Raw genomic sequence first — 13,294 nt, forward strand, 5'->3', positions numbered from 1 at the left:
GTCTAAATGATATTATCAATCGTCAATTCATTATTTACCAAACAAAGTCTAGCTGCTTTCCCTATAAAATCAGCAGGAATTTGTTCACTTAACCAAAATTGGTCAGCAATAGAAACTAATTCAGCTTGTAAGTGGGTACAGTAAATTTGACAATTATTATCGCCAGATGCGCCGGCAAGAACTCTACCTCGCATCATTCCATAAATATGTATATTGCCATCAGCAATCAATTCAGCACCAGCACTAACATTAGCGTTAACAATCAAATCACAATTAGCGGCATATATGCGTTGCCCTGAACGAACGTGGGTGGTAATAATACGGGTCTTGCCATGTTCAGTGGGAGCTATATTGGCAGTTTTTTTATTTTGTGTTTTTTGATTTTGGCCTTCACTAAGTAAAGGTAGACCAATATCAGTAATCGCTTGGCGCAATTTGGTATTGGTACATCCACTGACACCAACTATCTTTAAACCTGCCTCACTAATAATTTTATAGCAAGATAAAATAGTATTTGCATTTAATAGACCAGTAACATTGAAAACAACAGGGGCATTTCTCAAAAACTCAGGCGCTTGGTCAATTTTTTCCTGAATTGCTTTTTTAATAGCCTCAGGATCTTCATCATGAATATGAAGAACGGTGAGAGTGAAGCTACTGCCTTTTAGTTCGATTGATGATTGTGCCATCTGAATTCGACTCAGCATATTGAACTGATCCATAGTGGAATTTTGGATGATGATATTAGGAAATACAATATTATGTTATAGTTACTTAGTTAGTCCGGCAAGTCAAACATGTTAATAAAAAAGAGCTAAATTGAATGTTTTGTGTAGTTTATTGTAGTGCAAAAAAAGAACAAACTTATCTTTTTGTAGAAAAAAAAGACAATTTTTCACGAGTTCCTAAACCATTATTAGAGCAATTTGGTACTCCCCGATTTGTCATGACCCTCTGTTTGACAGAACGCCAAAAATTAGCCAATGCTGATATTGACAGGGTTAAAAGGGAACTCATCGAGGTTGGTTATTATCTCCAGTTTCCGCCTCCAGTTGAAAATATGATGGAAGATTATGGCTACCTAATTGATAAATTGGAAACTCAACTACTGGCAGAGCAAAAATAAGATAATACTGAATTAAAAATTTTTGAGGATTATCTGTATGAGACTCAAACTTATTTATGTAGTTATTGGTAGTTTCTTATTGATAGGTGATTTGCTCATAGCAATGCTGCCTAAAGTGGTTTTATTAATATCAGTACCGCAAGTAATAGCTGCGCCATCCAGTGAAAAAAAACGTAGCCTGGCTCAATTTCCAGCTTATGTTGCCTATTTAAAGCAAATGGCAAGGTAGCGAGGCATAAGTGAAGCAACGATTGCAAGGGCTTTTGCCAATATTTATTTTGTTCAGCGAATAGTGGCCGCAGATCGTAGACAACCGGAAAGGCGTGCTAGCGTCAATTTAGAAAATTATTTACAAAAAGTTTTACCATCATCACGTATCAGCATGGCAGTACAGCAATACCATAATAATAAGCATCAATTGGATATAACGAGTAAGCGGTTTGGTATTCCAGTGCAATATATTGTTGCGCTTTGGGGATTAGAGAGTAAATTTGGTCAAATTCAAGGACAAGAAGATGTCATTTTCGCATTAGTAACGCTATCTTTTGATGGCCGTCGAGAACGTTTTTTTAGTAAACAACTGATGGCTGCACTGAAAATTATGGACAATGGGTATGTGCCGAAAAACCGTCGTTTAAAAGGTTCTTGGGCCGGTGCAATGGGACAAACGCAATTTATGCCTGCTTCTTTTCTACTATATGCTATAGATGGTAGTGGTAATGGTCAGATTGATATCTGGCACAACAAAGCAGATGTTTTTGCTTCAATTGCCAATTATCTTAAATATGAAGGCTGGCAAACCTATTTACCTTGGGGTACCCAGGTTAAGTTACCAGCAGGTTTCGATATTGGTTTGGCAGGGGTAAAGAAAAACGGTAAATCCATTGAGCAATGGAAAAAACTTGGCGTGGAAGTTCCTGTGATGGCTAATTTAGCGTCAACTACACCGACTTGGTTAATTATTCCAAAAGATCCACAAGGCAGGATCTATCTGGTGACAGATAATTTTCGTACTATCATGCATTGGAATCGCTCTTACTATTTTTCATTATCTGTTTGTTTAATGGCTGACGGTATTGCTCAACAAATATAATAAATTGAGTATAGCGAACAATAAATAGGAGTAAGTTTATGTATTAGCATCATGATTGGCAGGGAGCTTTACTTGATGTATCGGCTAATAAAGTGGTTTGTGTAGGTAGTAATTATGCTGAACATGTGCAAGAAATGAGCGGGAAGCAGCATAAAGAGCCGGTCATTTTTATTAAGCCGGAAACTGCGCTTTGTGATATCGCACAACCCATTTTGCTGCCAAAAGGGCTAGGGACGGTACATCATGAAATCGAGTTAGCCGTTTTGATTGGTACAACATTAAAGCAGGAAAATGATCTAGAGAGAATTAAAACAGCAATTAAAGGGTTTGCGGTAGCACTTGATTTGACCTTACGTGATTTACAGCAAACATTAAAAGCATCTGGCCAGCCATGGGAAAAATCTAAAGCCTTCGATGGCGCGTGTCCAATATCTGGATTTATTGCTGCTCATGAGTTTGATGACCCTCAAAAAGCGCGTTTAAGTTTATTGGTTAATAACCAAATACGGCAGGAAGGAAATACCGCTGATATGCTGACAGCCATATTACCTTTGATCAGTTATATATCGCGTTTTTTTACTTTACGCCCAGGTGATGTTATTTTAACTGGCACACCTAAAGGTGTTGGCCCATTAAAAGTTAATGACGAACTTACCCTTCATTTAAACGATCGTGTATTAAAAACACGTGTTATCTAATAAGAGGATTTTTATTTTATATGTCTCAACCTTTTTGGCAGCGCAAAACCTTAGAACAGATGAGCGATGAAGAGTGGGAATCATTATGTGACGGTTGTGGGCAATGCTGTATGCATAAATTACTGGATGCAGATACTGATGAAATTTATTTCACCAACGTGGCATGTGAACAATTAAATCTTAAAACCTGTCAGTGCAAACACTATGCAGAAAGATTTCGTTATGAACCCGATTGTATCAAACTAACACGGGATAATTTGGCTACCTTTCGTTGGTTACCGCTCACTTGTGCCTATCGTTTAATTGCTGAAGGAAAATCGTTGCCAGCCTGGCATCCATTAAAAACCGGTTCAAAATTAGCCATGCATCAGGCCAAAATATCCGTTCGGCATATTGCGGTTAGAGAAATTGAAGTGATGGATTGGGAAGAGCATATTATCAATACCCTTTGATGTTAGAGAAAAAATGACAAACCATAATTTAGAGCAATTTGTAAGATTAGCTAATGTTAATGATATTGCGTCACTTTTTGCTATTCGAACCAGTGTAAAAGAAAATCATCTTTCAAGAAAACAACTTACTGATAAAGGAATTACGCCTGACACATTACGCGATATTTTGCTGGCGGCTCCTTGTGCTTGGATTGCTGAAATGGCTGGCAATCCTATCGGCTTTTCTATGGCCGATAGGCAGCAAGGCAGTATTTTTGCTTTATTTGTTCGTCCTGAGTTTGCAGGGCAAGGTTTTGGTAAAACTTTATTGATCAAAGCGGAAACATTTCTTTTTCAACAACACAAAAAATTTGGTTAACGACTGATGCGGCAAGCCGTGCCTGTGGTTTTTATCAAAAACTGGGTTGGATGCCGGTTGAAAATTTACAAAATGGAGAAATACGGCTTGAAAAATTAATTCATTAATATTTTTTATTACATTATCTTATCAGCAACCTCACATTTCCACTCATTTTTGCCGTAAAAATAAGCCATTAATTATCAATGTCTAACTATTAGGGCAATCTAGGAATTAAAATATTACATTGCAAAAATCATTATCATTTTTAATGAGTTAGATCATCTTATGTTTATAGTAACGCGGTAAGATAATTTCATTATTAATTATGATAATAAGGAATGAAATGAAAAATCGTTGGGGTATTGCGCTTTCTGCTGTTGGTATTCATGCTTCTTTAGGTATTATTTATGCTTGGAGTGTATTTAAAGCCCCTTTCATGGATGAATTTGGTTGGAGTGAGTTTCAGGCTGGCATTCCTTTTGGTTTGTCGATTTTTTGTTTGGGCATTTCTGCCGCTATGATAGGACATGTTGTTGAGAAAAGAGGACCGCGTTTTTCCGGTTTAGTAGCATGTGTTTTATGGGCAATAGGTCAGGGTGGAATTAGTTTGGTAACCTCAGATTTTATTGCTGACAATACATTACGCATGTGGCTTGTTTATCTATTTTGCATTATTGGTGGAATAGGTTTAGGAACTGGTTATGTGACACCAGTAGCAACATTGATGAAATGGTTTCCAGATCGGCGAGGATTGGCAACGGGTTTAGCAATAATGGGATTCGGATTGGGTGCGTTCTTGGGGGCGCCAATTATGGCCATTATGATAAGTGGCGGGCAAATTATTTCAATTCTTAATTTTGACCTTATACTACCATTTACCATACCAACATTAGGTGTTTCAGCAACGTTCGCAGTGCTAGCCATTATTTGCGCGGTGGTTATGTTATTTTCTGCATTGTATCTAGAAGTACCTGCCAATGATGGCAAATTTTTGCAAACAGAATTAAAAATGGGTAAGCAACCTAAAAACAAATTACGTAATGGACTTTTTCCAATGATGGCCAATGAAGCGGTTAAAACATGGCCATTTTTACGGATTATGGTTAATGATGTTTATTAATATTCTGTGTGGTATCGCCTTAATTTCGGTGATATCCCCTATGACGCAGGAAATTACGGGAGTATCGGCAGTGGTTGCAGGTGGTATTGTTGGCATATTTGGATTGTTTAATGGTTTAGGACGAATTGGTTGGGCATATTTTTCGGATCTTATTGGTCGGCCTAGTACTTATATCCTATTTTTTATTGGTCAAATTATTGCTTTTTATTTTTTACCTGCAATAAACAGTATCGTAATATTTCAATGTATATTATATTTTATTGCCAGCTGTTACGGTGGTGGTTATGCTACGTTACCCGCCTATATTGGTGATTTATTTGGTACGCGACAAGTTAGTGCAATCCATGGTTATATCTTAACCTCTTGGGCGATTGCAGGTATAACCGGTTCTTCGTTGGCATCTTTGTTACATAGTAAAACGGGAAGTTATATAACAATGATGATGATTTTTGCGGTGATCATGTTTATCGGATTATTAGTTTCATGTTGTTTAAAAATATTTATAGTAAAAGCGCTAGCTAATAAAAAAAGTGCTAAACAAGTATCGCAAAATTTATGTTAAGAACTTATGCTGTTATTATCGGCAAATGAGTGCGATTAAGCCGTCATTTGCCAATAATCTACGGTAAAAAATTAAGCTTCAATTTTGTTAGCACACGGCTTTCCTTTCGCGATTTGTTTGATATTTTGTAGGGTTGTTTCGCTAATATTATTGAGTGCTTCTTCGGTTAAAAAAGCTTGGTGGCCAGTAAATAGAACATTGTTGCAGGCAGATAAACGACGAAAAACGTCATCCTGGATCACATCATTCGATTTATCTTCGAAAAATAGCTCACGTTCATTTTCGTATACATCCATACCTAAGGCGCCAACTTTTTGTTTTTTTAGCGCTTCTATAGCAGCATTAGAATCAATTAAACCGCCGCGGCTGGTATTAATCACCATAACCCCGTCTTTCATTTTATTGAAGGATTGTTCGTTAAGTAAATGATGATTTTCCTTTGTTAATGGACAATGAAGGCTAATAATATCTGAATGCTTTAATAAAGCATCTAAATCAACATATTTAGCACCAAGTTTTAATGCTGCCTCACTTGGATAGGGGTCATAGGCTAGTAATTTCATACCAAAACCCTTAAGAATACGTAATGTCGCTAAACCGATTTTACCTGTACCGATAATGCCAGCGGTACGATTATGCATGTTAAAACCGGTTAATCCTTCCAGTGAAAAATTGGCATCTCGAGTACGTTGGTAAGCACGGTGAATACGTCTATTTAGACAAAGCATCAAACCCACCGTATGTTCAGCAACAGCCTCGGGAGAATAGGCGGGTACGCGCACGACTTGAATAGCCAGTTTTTTTGCTGCCGCTAAATCGACGTTATTAAATCCGGCGCAACGTAAAGCTAAAATTTTGACTTCCAGCTTCGCCAGCTCTTTTAGGACTGCGCGACTGGCATCATCATTAACAAATATACAAACAGCATCAGCGCCAGCGGCATTTTTAGCGGTTTGTGGTGTGAGTGGAAAATCAAAGTACTCAATATCAAAATTAAAATTACCCTGTTTATTGATTTGATCGAAATGGATGCGGTCGTATTGTTTTGTACTATAAGAAACGACTTTCATTGCAGGCTCCAATATAAAATGAGTATCACTTTTGCACCTGTAGCGATAAATATGCTGGCTGTTAATAGAATGGCACAAATAGAGAATAATATGAATTGATGGATAAAAATTTGTTGATATTATGCTTAACGCAGGTGATCAAGTATCAATATGATGGATGAATATTAAAAATCCATTATTATGGTTTTAGTAAGCTTGAGCTAAACAAAGGAATAGTAGAATGCCTAAATTAATAAAATATATTATTTTGCTATTCATTACCTTACTTTTTATTACTCTTATCAGCTGGCTTTCAATACCTCATTGGCTACCTAGAGTCAGTCAACTATGGCTACCTAAAGGTGCAATACTGTCATTGTCTGTACCAAAAATCACAGGTAAAGGAATTGTGGTGGCCGATATTAAAGTCACATTAGGCAACTGTGAATGGATCAAGGTAAATCAATTAACCGCTTCTACTAGGGCTAAATGGCCAACAAAATGGATAATTCATACTCAATCTTTAGTGAGTGATAATAATTGCTTATCCCAGTTAAAAGATAATCAAACCGCTCCAGCTGAAATAGATATAAAACAGATCCTAACAGCAATTCCGGCATTAGAATTAACTATTGAGCAATTCGTTTTACAGCCTTGGCCATTTTTAGCTGGAAAACTTCAGTTACAAGTAAGCCCAAGTCATCGGTTAGATATCAATTATCAAGGTGAAAATATACAACTTGTCGCACGAACAACAGCGGCAGATTATTTCAATATAACGCATTTTTTTCTTCGATTGAATGGAGATACGGTTAATTTAACCGGTAATGTCGCGCTACCATTGAATGCAACATTAATACCAGAACATGGAAAAATTGACGCAACTTTAATCACTAATCACTACGCTAAACCGCTAGTTGGGCAGTTAAGTTGGTCAAATGGCTCAGGCACTTTGCAATTAACAGAACAACAGTCGCAAAGGCCATTGCTCGATCTGCCTTGGCAATTAGATGATCAGAATTTGACTATTAAGGAAGGAAAGTGGCGTTGGCAAAATGGTGATCAATTATTATCAGGAAAAATTGATTTTCAGCTAGCTAATTGGCGTGACAGTTTAACCAATATGCGTATTAGTGGTCGCGCTAATATGCTGACAACCGGGGGAAAAGGCAAAGCTAATTTAGTGCTTGTTGTTGAGCAGGGTAAATTAGATTGGCTAAATAGTCATATTCCATTTCATTTAATGGGACAGATTAAGATTAATGATCTGATTATTGATATGCGAGTACCAAGCTTAGTTTCTGGACCATTGCTCTCGCCGCGTATTACTTTTTTACCATCATCGTTAATCCGAATGTATGGCGAGATAAATAAAACATTAACTCTTAACGAACTACGTTTGCCACTAGCGGGTACTTATTTGACGGCGGAAGGCGTAACAGGTCGTTTGCAAGCAATTGCAACGACAACAGATAGTTATTGGGGTAAAGTAAAATTACATTTTGATGGTCAAGCCAATAATTTTAAACCAGACCAAGGTCAATGGCGATGGCATTATTGGGGAAATGCCCAATTGCATCCCCTTAAAGCTAATTGGGATCTTAGTGGTGATGGTTACTGGATTAACTCTTTACTGGTTGTAAACAGATTGAATACCGGATTTGATAAAATTCAGTATGGCACGCTCAATATGATTCAACCCCGTTTAACACTTTTAAAACCATTGAAATGGCAACGCGATGCTAAACAAGCTAACTTTGCCGGTGAACTTATTTTACATACTGATAGAATACAGTTTGGTAATGAGAGCTTTTTGCCTGCCTCAACAATCTCAGCTAAATTAATTGGCCACAATCCAGCTGATTTTCAATTAACCGGTGCACTCTCAGCACAACAAATCGGTCCGATTCCATTTTTTATTCGTTGGGATGGCGTGAGATTACGCGGAAATGCCCGTTGGCAAAAGCAGAGTGTCTTAGCTTTTCAATCTTTGATCCCGCCAGATTTGGCTATCACTTTGCGAGAAGGTAATTTTTATGCTCAAGCGGCGTTTTCGGTAGCACGAGGTCAAGGAGTGATTGCTGGTGGACATTGGTCGGTTGCTAATGCTGGATTATGGTTAAAAGAGGGGAGTATTAATGGGATTGATTTTATTTTACCGTGGCGTTTACAAAATAGTCGCTGGCAGTTGGGCACGAAATTGCCAGTAAAAATTAGGATCAAACAGATTAAGAGTCTGTTTGATATGCAAAATATAGCGGCCGATCTGTATGGTTATTATCCGGCAACGGCACAATTTCCCCTAGAGCTACGGCAAGTTAACATTGATCTGTTAGGCGGTGCTGTTCGATTGGCTAAGTTGCGTTGGCCACAAATAGCACCAGCCATACTGACTATTGATCGGATAGATTTAAGTCAACTATTAACTCGCCTTAGAACCTCTTCTCAGGTTGCGATGTCAGGAAAAATAAGTGGCCAATTACCTTTCTTTCTGGATAATCCCGATTGGATCGTGAAAGAAGGGTGGTTAGCAAATTCAGGCAATATTACTTTAAGATTAGGAAAAGAGTTAGTGGATTCTATCGGTGAAAATAATTTATCTGCTAGAGTTGCTATGGCATGGTTACGTTATTTGGAAATAAATCGAAGTCAAGCCAAAATTAGCCTGAGTAATCTGGGGGACATTAACATCAATGCTCAAATTTATGGCTTTAATCCTTTAGAGAGCAAAAATCGGCAAGTTCATTTAAATTATTGCCATCAAGAAAATATCTTTCAATTGTGGCGCAGTTTACAGTTTGGTAATAATTTGGGTGATTGGTTAGAAAAAAATATTTCGATCAAAAAAGGTGAAAACCAGTAATGAAAACGCAAATTTGGTATATGCTGATGTTGTCAGGAGCATTTTTATTAACAAGTTGTGTCCGGTTAGAGGTAGCAACACCGGATAAACCAATAAATATTAATATGAATGTCAAAATTGAACATGAAATTAAAATTAAAGTTGATCGTCAGGTTGAGGGATTACTAAAAAATAATAGCGATCTTTTTGGATAACAGATGATATGATGAAAAAATATATTTTACCTTTTTTATTGATATTAATGAGTGTGATTGTCAGTTTTTCCGCGCTAAGCTTGATGGTTAGGAATCTCAATCAATACAGTAAGGCATTAATGGAGGTGTTTTGAACTCAATATTTCTATTAAATTCTGACAGTTTTCTCGTTGATTAACCATGAGAACAGTAATTCGGTTAAATTATCATCTAAAAGCCTAATAATAGGCACACTGCTCCTAGGCTGCGGTTTGTAACCATCGTTTTTTGACCATTTTATCCCGCCTTTCTGACAGTAAAGTGACGGCGTGTATTCCTTTTTCCGCACTCATAAACCGCAATCGGTTTCCACATAAAATACATTGGTACGGGTCAGTATTTAAAAAACCTTTGATAAGGGCCCCAAACCCAGGTTTTTCAGGCACATTAGGAGATATCATGTCTAACGCCTCATACACCTTCGGTAATAAGCCCCCGCGTTTGCGATTGGCTAAAAAACCGTAATAACGGATCATCTTAAAATGTCGCGCAGGGATATGACTGACATAACGCCGTATCATTTCTTCTTGGGATAAGGTCTGTCGTCTGTATTGTTGGCTGTGGTGGTCATAGTAATGATGAACCACGGTGCCGCCGCTGTAGTGTTTCAATTGAGAAGCGGAGATAGGGGGACGTTTAAGATAACGGCCCAGATATTTCACATTATGCCAGGCCCCGCGTGTCTTTTTGGCAAAATGTACTTTCCAATAACGTTGAAACTGGGCATTGAGGTAACGGCACCAGGTCTGATAATTGCGAATGTGCCCGAAGCCAGGCAATTTATTGGGTTGTAACTGAAAATAGTTATCCCTAAGGAGTCGAATGACCGCACTGCGCCAGACCTTTTCAACGTCTTTCTTTTTAAAGAAAATCGGTTTCCAGGTGTCATATTGAGTGAGTCCCCCACGCGTGACGGATAAATGAATATGCGGATGTTGATTGAGTTGGCGACCGTAAGTATGCAGCGCACAAAAATGCCAATTTCGAGGCCTTGGCGCTTGGCGTTTTGAGCATGGCGCAGGTTACAGCGAAAGAGTTGGTTGAGCAAGTACCAGTTATTGTTAAAAAAGGCCAAAGTAGGTGAGGCATAGTGAGGGTAATATGTTGCCATTCGCAATCCGGCAAAATATGGCGCTGCTGGGCAATCCACTGTTCGGTGCCTTTGAGGCCACACGCACTGCAGGCTTTGGATTTACAGGTTTGACAAAAGAAGCGTGAATGAGAGCATTCAGGTGAAGAACAGCAATAACGGCGAACGCCCATAGCGCAGGTGCTGCAGGCGAGCATCTTTTCGACAGAGAGTAGTTGCCATTTGTCACCGATCATGCAAAACTGATCCACTAACGATCATCTAAAACTGATCCACTTGGTATTATTCGCACATTTTTGTACGGATAATTTATGTTAACCAAGGAGATATTTGTGGATATTCATGTTCGCTTTGCACAAGGACAAAGCCTTCGAAAAATTGCCAGTGAGTTGGGTATATCCCGTAACACCGTAAAACATCATTTACAACAACAGACAATGCCAACTTATGCTAAAAGAAGTCAACAACCGACTAAATTATCCCCCTTTAAACCTTATTTGCTTCAGCGAATTGAACTGGCTAAACCTGATTGGATCCCTGCAACAGTCTTATTTGATGAGGTAGTTGAAAACGGCTATCAAGGTGGTATTGCTCAATTACGCCGATTTGTTTGTCAATTTAAACCAAGCATTGTTCCCGAAGTAGTCGTCCGTTTTGAAACACAGCCAGGTCAACAAATGCAAATCGACTTCACCAGCATCCGGCGAGGTAAAAAAATCGCTGAAAGCGTTTGTTGCAACGCTAGGCTATTCGCGTGCGAGTTATGTAAAGTTCTTTGATAATGAACGAGCAGAATCGTGGCAGCAAGGTTTAAGAAGCTTTCGACTACTTTGGTGGTGTACCATAGGAAGTATTGTTTGATAACGCAAAACCCCTCATCATCGAACGGGATGCTTATGCAGAAGGTGAGCATAAATTACATGTCGAAATGCTTCAAATGTCGAAAGATTACGGGTTTAAATTGAAGGCTTGCAAGCCCTACAGGGCAAAACGAAAGGAAAGTAGAGCGCTTTAACCACTATTTAAAAACAGCTTTATCGTGCCATTAAACACCGACCTTCGTGCTCATAATCTTGAACTGGATATTGAAATAGCTAATGCAAAAGTGGGTCCATGGTTACAACGCGTTGCCCATCAGCGAATTCATGGAACAACGTTAGAGAAGCCAGCAGATAGATTAGCTAAGGAAGTTAAGTCTCTTCTACCCTTACCAGCAGGGTTTGCCAATCTATCCCACAGACTAATACGCTTAATATCCCTATCGTACCGCCCCTTGAATCTGTCAGTTTGCAACACTCAATCAGCGTATACGAAGCATTACTGGGAGGTGAACATGTTATTGCATGAACAAATTGAACACCTGTGTGAGTCATTGAAATTAAATTCTATTCCGACTCATTGGTCATCACTTGCCGAAAAATGCATTGCCCAAGACAAAAGCTACGGAGAGTTTTACTGTCCCTGTTAAAATGTGAGCAACAACAACGAGATGAACGAACTCGTAATCTTTTGAGTCGGATGGCAGGATTCCCAGCACATAAAGAACTTAATACGTTCGATTTTAAGTTTGCAACGGGGATCCCAAACAACACATACAGGAATTAAGCGCATTAACGTTTATTGAACGTAATGAAAATGTCGTGTTGCTTGGCCCAAGCGGTGTAGGCAAAACGCATTTAGCTATTGGGTTAGGATTAAAAGCAGTACAGGCCAAGAAGAAAACCCGCTTTACCACGGCAGCTGAACTGATGTTGCAACTCTCAACTGCCAAACGACAAAATAAGCTCAAACAATATCTATCACGTTCGGTGATGGCCCCGAAGTTGTTGATTATCGATGAGATTGGATACCTGCCGTTTGGGCGAGAAGAAGCAAACCTGTTTTTCAATGTGATTGCCAAGCGTTATGAGCATGGCAGTGTCATATTGACGAGTAACCTATCATTTGGGCAATGGCCAAGTGCTTTTGCTGATGACGCAACATTAACTGCCGCTATGCTTGATCGTTTACTTCATCATTCGCATGTACTGCAATTAAGCGGTGAAAGCTACCGATTGAAAGATAAGCGGCGCTCAGGAGCAATAACTGAGTAAAACAGTGGATCAATTTTGATTGATCGGATTTAGATAAAAAGTGGATCAGTTTTCGGTGATCGTTGACACCATTCATCCACGTGATTATTTTCGATGAAAAGGTTCCATCCGTCATCGTATTGAAATAGCAGTTTTGCAGGTCTGGGGATGTACATAGAGCAGAGTATAAAAGACGAGAAGGGAATTGCCTAGAAATAGAGCGCCTTTGCCGCGATGCTCACGCCAAAGGCGTGCTTATGTTCTCAATTAGTGAGGCTAAGCAGCGTGGGCTGGTTGGTGAAACACTAAGTGGTTATCTGGCAGCCGTGGTAAAAGATAATGCTGAAGTGAACTCATTGGTCAAGAGTATTAATCAGGCTCGTGAACAAAAGTACGCTGAAATTGCGCAAAGTAACCAACTTAAGACGGAGCAAGTGGCAAAAATCGCTGGCGAAAAATTAATCGATGGGGCAAAAAAGGGTGAATATGTATTAGGTATAAATGGCCGCTGGACACAAAAATAAGTTACTATAGCGCCCTATTATTTGGGCAAAGATGAGTAAGTGTTAGTTATGTCGTGTTTTGATGGTCAACTC

General features: G+C 38.9%; 14 protein-coding genes and 3 pseudogenes. 13 read left to right on the top strand and 4 right to left on the bottom strand.

Features of this window, described 5'->3' with window-relative positions:
* Window positions 1–2 precede the first annotated feature (2 nt).
* Window positions 3–689 carry a septum site-determining protein MinC gene (gene minC / locus ArsFIN_RS08715; protein ID WP_026822560.1) on the bottom strand — a complete coding sequence of 229 codons (687 nt, stop codon included), beginning with the start codon at window positions 687–689 and terminating at the stop codon, window positions 3–5.
* A 134-nt stretch (window positions 690–823) separates the two neighbouring features.
* Here minC and ArsFIN_RS08720 point away from each other — a divergent pair, with 134 nt between their 5' ends.
* The 8 genes from ArsFIN_RS08720 (at window position 824) to ArsFIN_RS26980 (ending at window position 5,391) form a co-directional block, all read left to right on the top strand.
* Entirely contained in the window at window positions 824–1,126 is a 303-nt protein-coding gene (locus ArsFIN_RS08720) for a YcgL domain-containing protein (RefSeq protein ID WP_026822561.1), read from the top strand.
* A gap of 37 nt (window positions 1,127–1,163) precedes the next feature.
* Window positions 1,164–1,355 (top strand): hypothetical protein, encoded by a 192-nt coding sequence (locus ArsFIN_RS27400; protein ID WP_246067397.1) that lies wholly within the window; start codon window positions 1,164–1,166, stop codon window positions 1,353–1,355.
* Between the two features lie 60 nt (window positions 1,356–1,415).
* Entirely contained in the window at window positions 1,416–2,219 is an 804-nt protein-coding gene (locus ArsFIN_RS08725) for a lytic murein transglycosylase (protein ID WP_338023351.1), read from the top strand.
* Between the two features lie 92 nt (window positions 2,220–2,311).
* The gene (locus ArsFIN_RS08730) at window positions 2,312–2,917 is read left to right on the top strand and encodes a fumarylacetoacetate hydrolase family protein (RefSeq protein WP_246067401.1); all 606 of its coding nucleotides are present in this window, start codon (window positions 2,312–2,314) and stop codon (window positions 2,915–2,917) included.
* Window positions 2,918–2,937: 20 nt separating this feature from the next.
* Complete coding sequence (locus ArsFIN_RS08735; protein WP_026822562.1) at window positions 2,938–3,369, top strand: YcgN family cysteine cluster protein; 432 nt, start codon at window positions 2,938–2,940, stop codon at window positions 3,367–3,369.
* Window positions 3,370–3,382: 13 nt separating this feature from the next.
* A complete protein-coding gene (locus ArsFIN_RS08740) occupies window positions 3,383–3,727 on the top strand; it encodes a GNAT family N-acetyltransferase (RefSeq protein ID WP_210409106.1) in 345 nt (114 codons plus the stop codon).
* A 325-nt stretch (window positions 3,728–4,052) separates the two neighbouring features.
* Window positions 4,053–4,829: an MFS transporter gene (locus tag ArsFIN_RS26975; protein WP_210409107.1), complete on the top strand. Its 777-nt coding sequence runs from the start codon at window positions 4,053–4,055 to the stop codon at window positions 4,827–4,829.
* Window positions 4,819–5,391, top strand: a complete 573-nt coding sequence (locus ArsFIN_RS26980) for an MFS transporter (protein WP_246067426.1) — start codon at window positions 4,819–4,821, stop codon at window positions 5,389–5,391. Before ArsFIN_RS26975 ends, ArsFIN_RS26980 begins: the two co-directional genes overlap by 11 nt.
* 71 nt (window positions 5,392–5,462) lie before the next feature.
* Here ArsFIN_RS26980 and ArsFIN_RS08750 read toward each other — a convergent pair whose 3' ends face one another.
* Window positions 5,463–6,461, bottom strand: a complete 999-nt coding sequence (locus tag ArsFIN_RS08750; RefSeq protein WP_026822563.1) for a 2-hydroxyacid dehydrogenase — start codon at window positions 6,459–6,461, stop codon at window positions 5,463–5,465.
* Window positions 6,462–6,681: 220 nt separating this feature from the next.
* Here ArsFIN_RS08750 and ArsFIN_RS08755 point away from each other — a divergent pair, with 220 nt between their 5' ends.
* Both ArsFIN_RS08755 and ArsFIN_RS08760 read left to right on the top strand, forming a co-directional pair.
* Complete coding sequence (locus tag ArsFIN_RS08755; RefSeq protein WP_026822564.1) at window positions 6,682–9,303, top strand: YdbH family protein; 2,622 nt, start codon at window positions 6,682–6,684, stop codon at window positions 9,301–9,303.
* Complete coding sequence (locus tag ArsFIN_RS08760; RefSeq protein WP_026822565.1) at window positions 9,303–9,497, top strand: YnbE family lipoprotein; 195 nt, start codon at window positions 9,303–9,305, stop codon at window positions 9,495–9,497. Before ArsFIN_RS08755 ends, ArsFIN_RS08760 begins: the two co-directional genes overlap by 1 nt.
* Before the next feature lie 239 nt (window positions 9,498–9,736).
* Here the strand turns inward: ArsFIN_RS08760 and ArsFIN_RS08765 are convergent.
* Window positions 9,737–10,850: pseudogene (locus ArsFIN_RS08765) on the bottom strand (IS91 family transposase); the annotation flags it as partial.
* Window positions 10,851–10,937: 87 nt separating this feature from the next.
* Between ArsFIN_RS08765 and istA the strand changes: the two are divergent.
* Together istA and istB are read left to right on the top strand one after the other, a co-directional pair.
* A pseudogene (gene istA / locus ArsFIN_RS08770) lies at window positions 10,938–11,973 on the top strand (IS21 family transposase).
* Window positions 11,960–12,719: pseudogene (istB, locus tag ArsFIN_RS08775) on the top strand (IS21-like element helper ATPase IstB). Before istA ends, istB begins: the two co-directional pseudogenes overlap by 14 nt.
* Before the next feature lie 29 nt (window positions 12,720–12,748).
* On the opposite strand, the gene ArsFIN_RS28175 reads toward istB, so the two are convergent.
* On the bottom strand, window positions 12,749–12,874 hold the full coding sequence (locus tag ArsFIN_RS28175) for a hypothetical protein (RefSeq protein ID WP_276489419.1): 126 nt from the start codon (window positions 12,872–12,874) through the stop codon (window positions 12,749–12,751).
* 81 nt (window positions 12,875–12,955) lie between these two features.
* On the opposite strand from ArsFIN_RS28175, the gene ArsFIN_RS08780 reads away from it, so the two are divergent.
* Window positions 12,956–13,222: a YdbL family protein gene (locus tag ArsFIN_RS08780; protein WP_051297053.1), complete on the top strand. Its 267-nt coding sequence runs from the start codon at window positions 12,956–12,958 to the stop codon at window positions 13,220–13,222.
* The last annotated feature ends 72 nt before the right edge of the window (window positions 13,223–13,294 follow it).

This window comes from Arsenophonus nasoniae, assembly GCF_004768525.1.
In the GTDB taxonomy this organism is placed as follows: domain Bacteria; phylum Pseudomonadota; class Gammaproteobacteria; order Enterobacterales; family Enterobacteriaceae; genus Arsenophonus; species Arsenophonus nasoniae.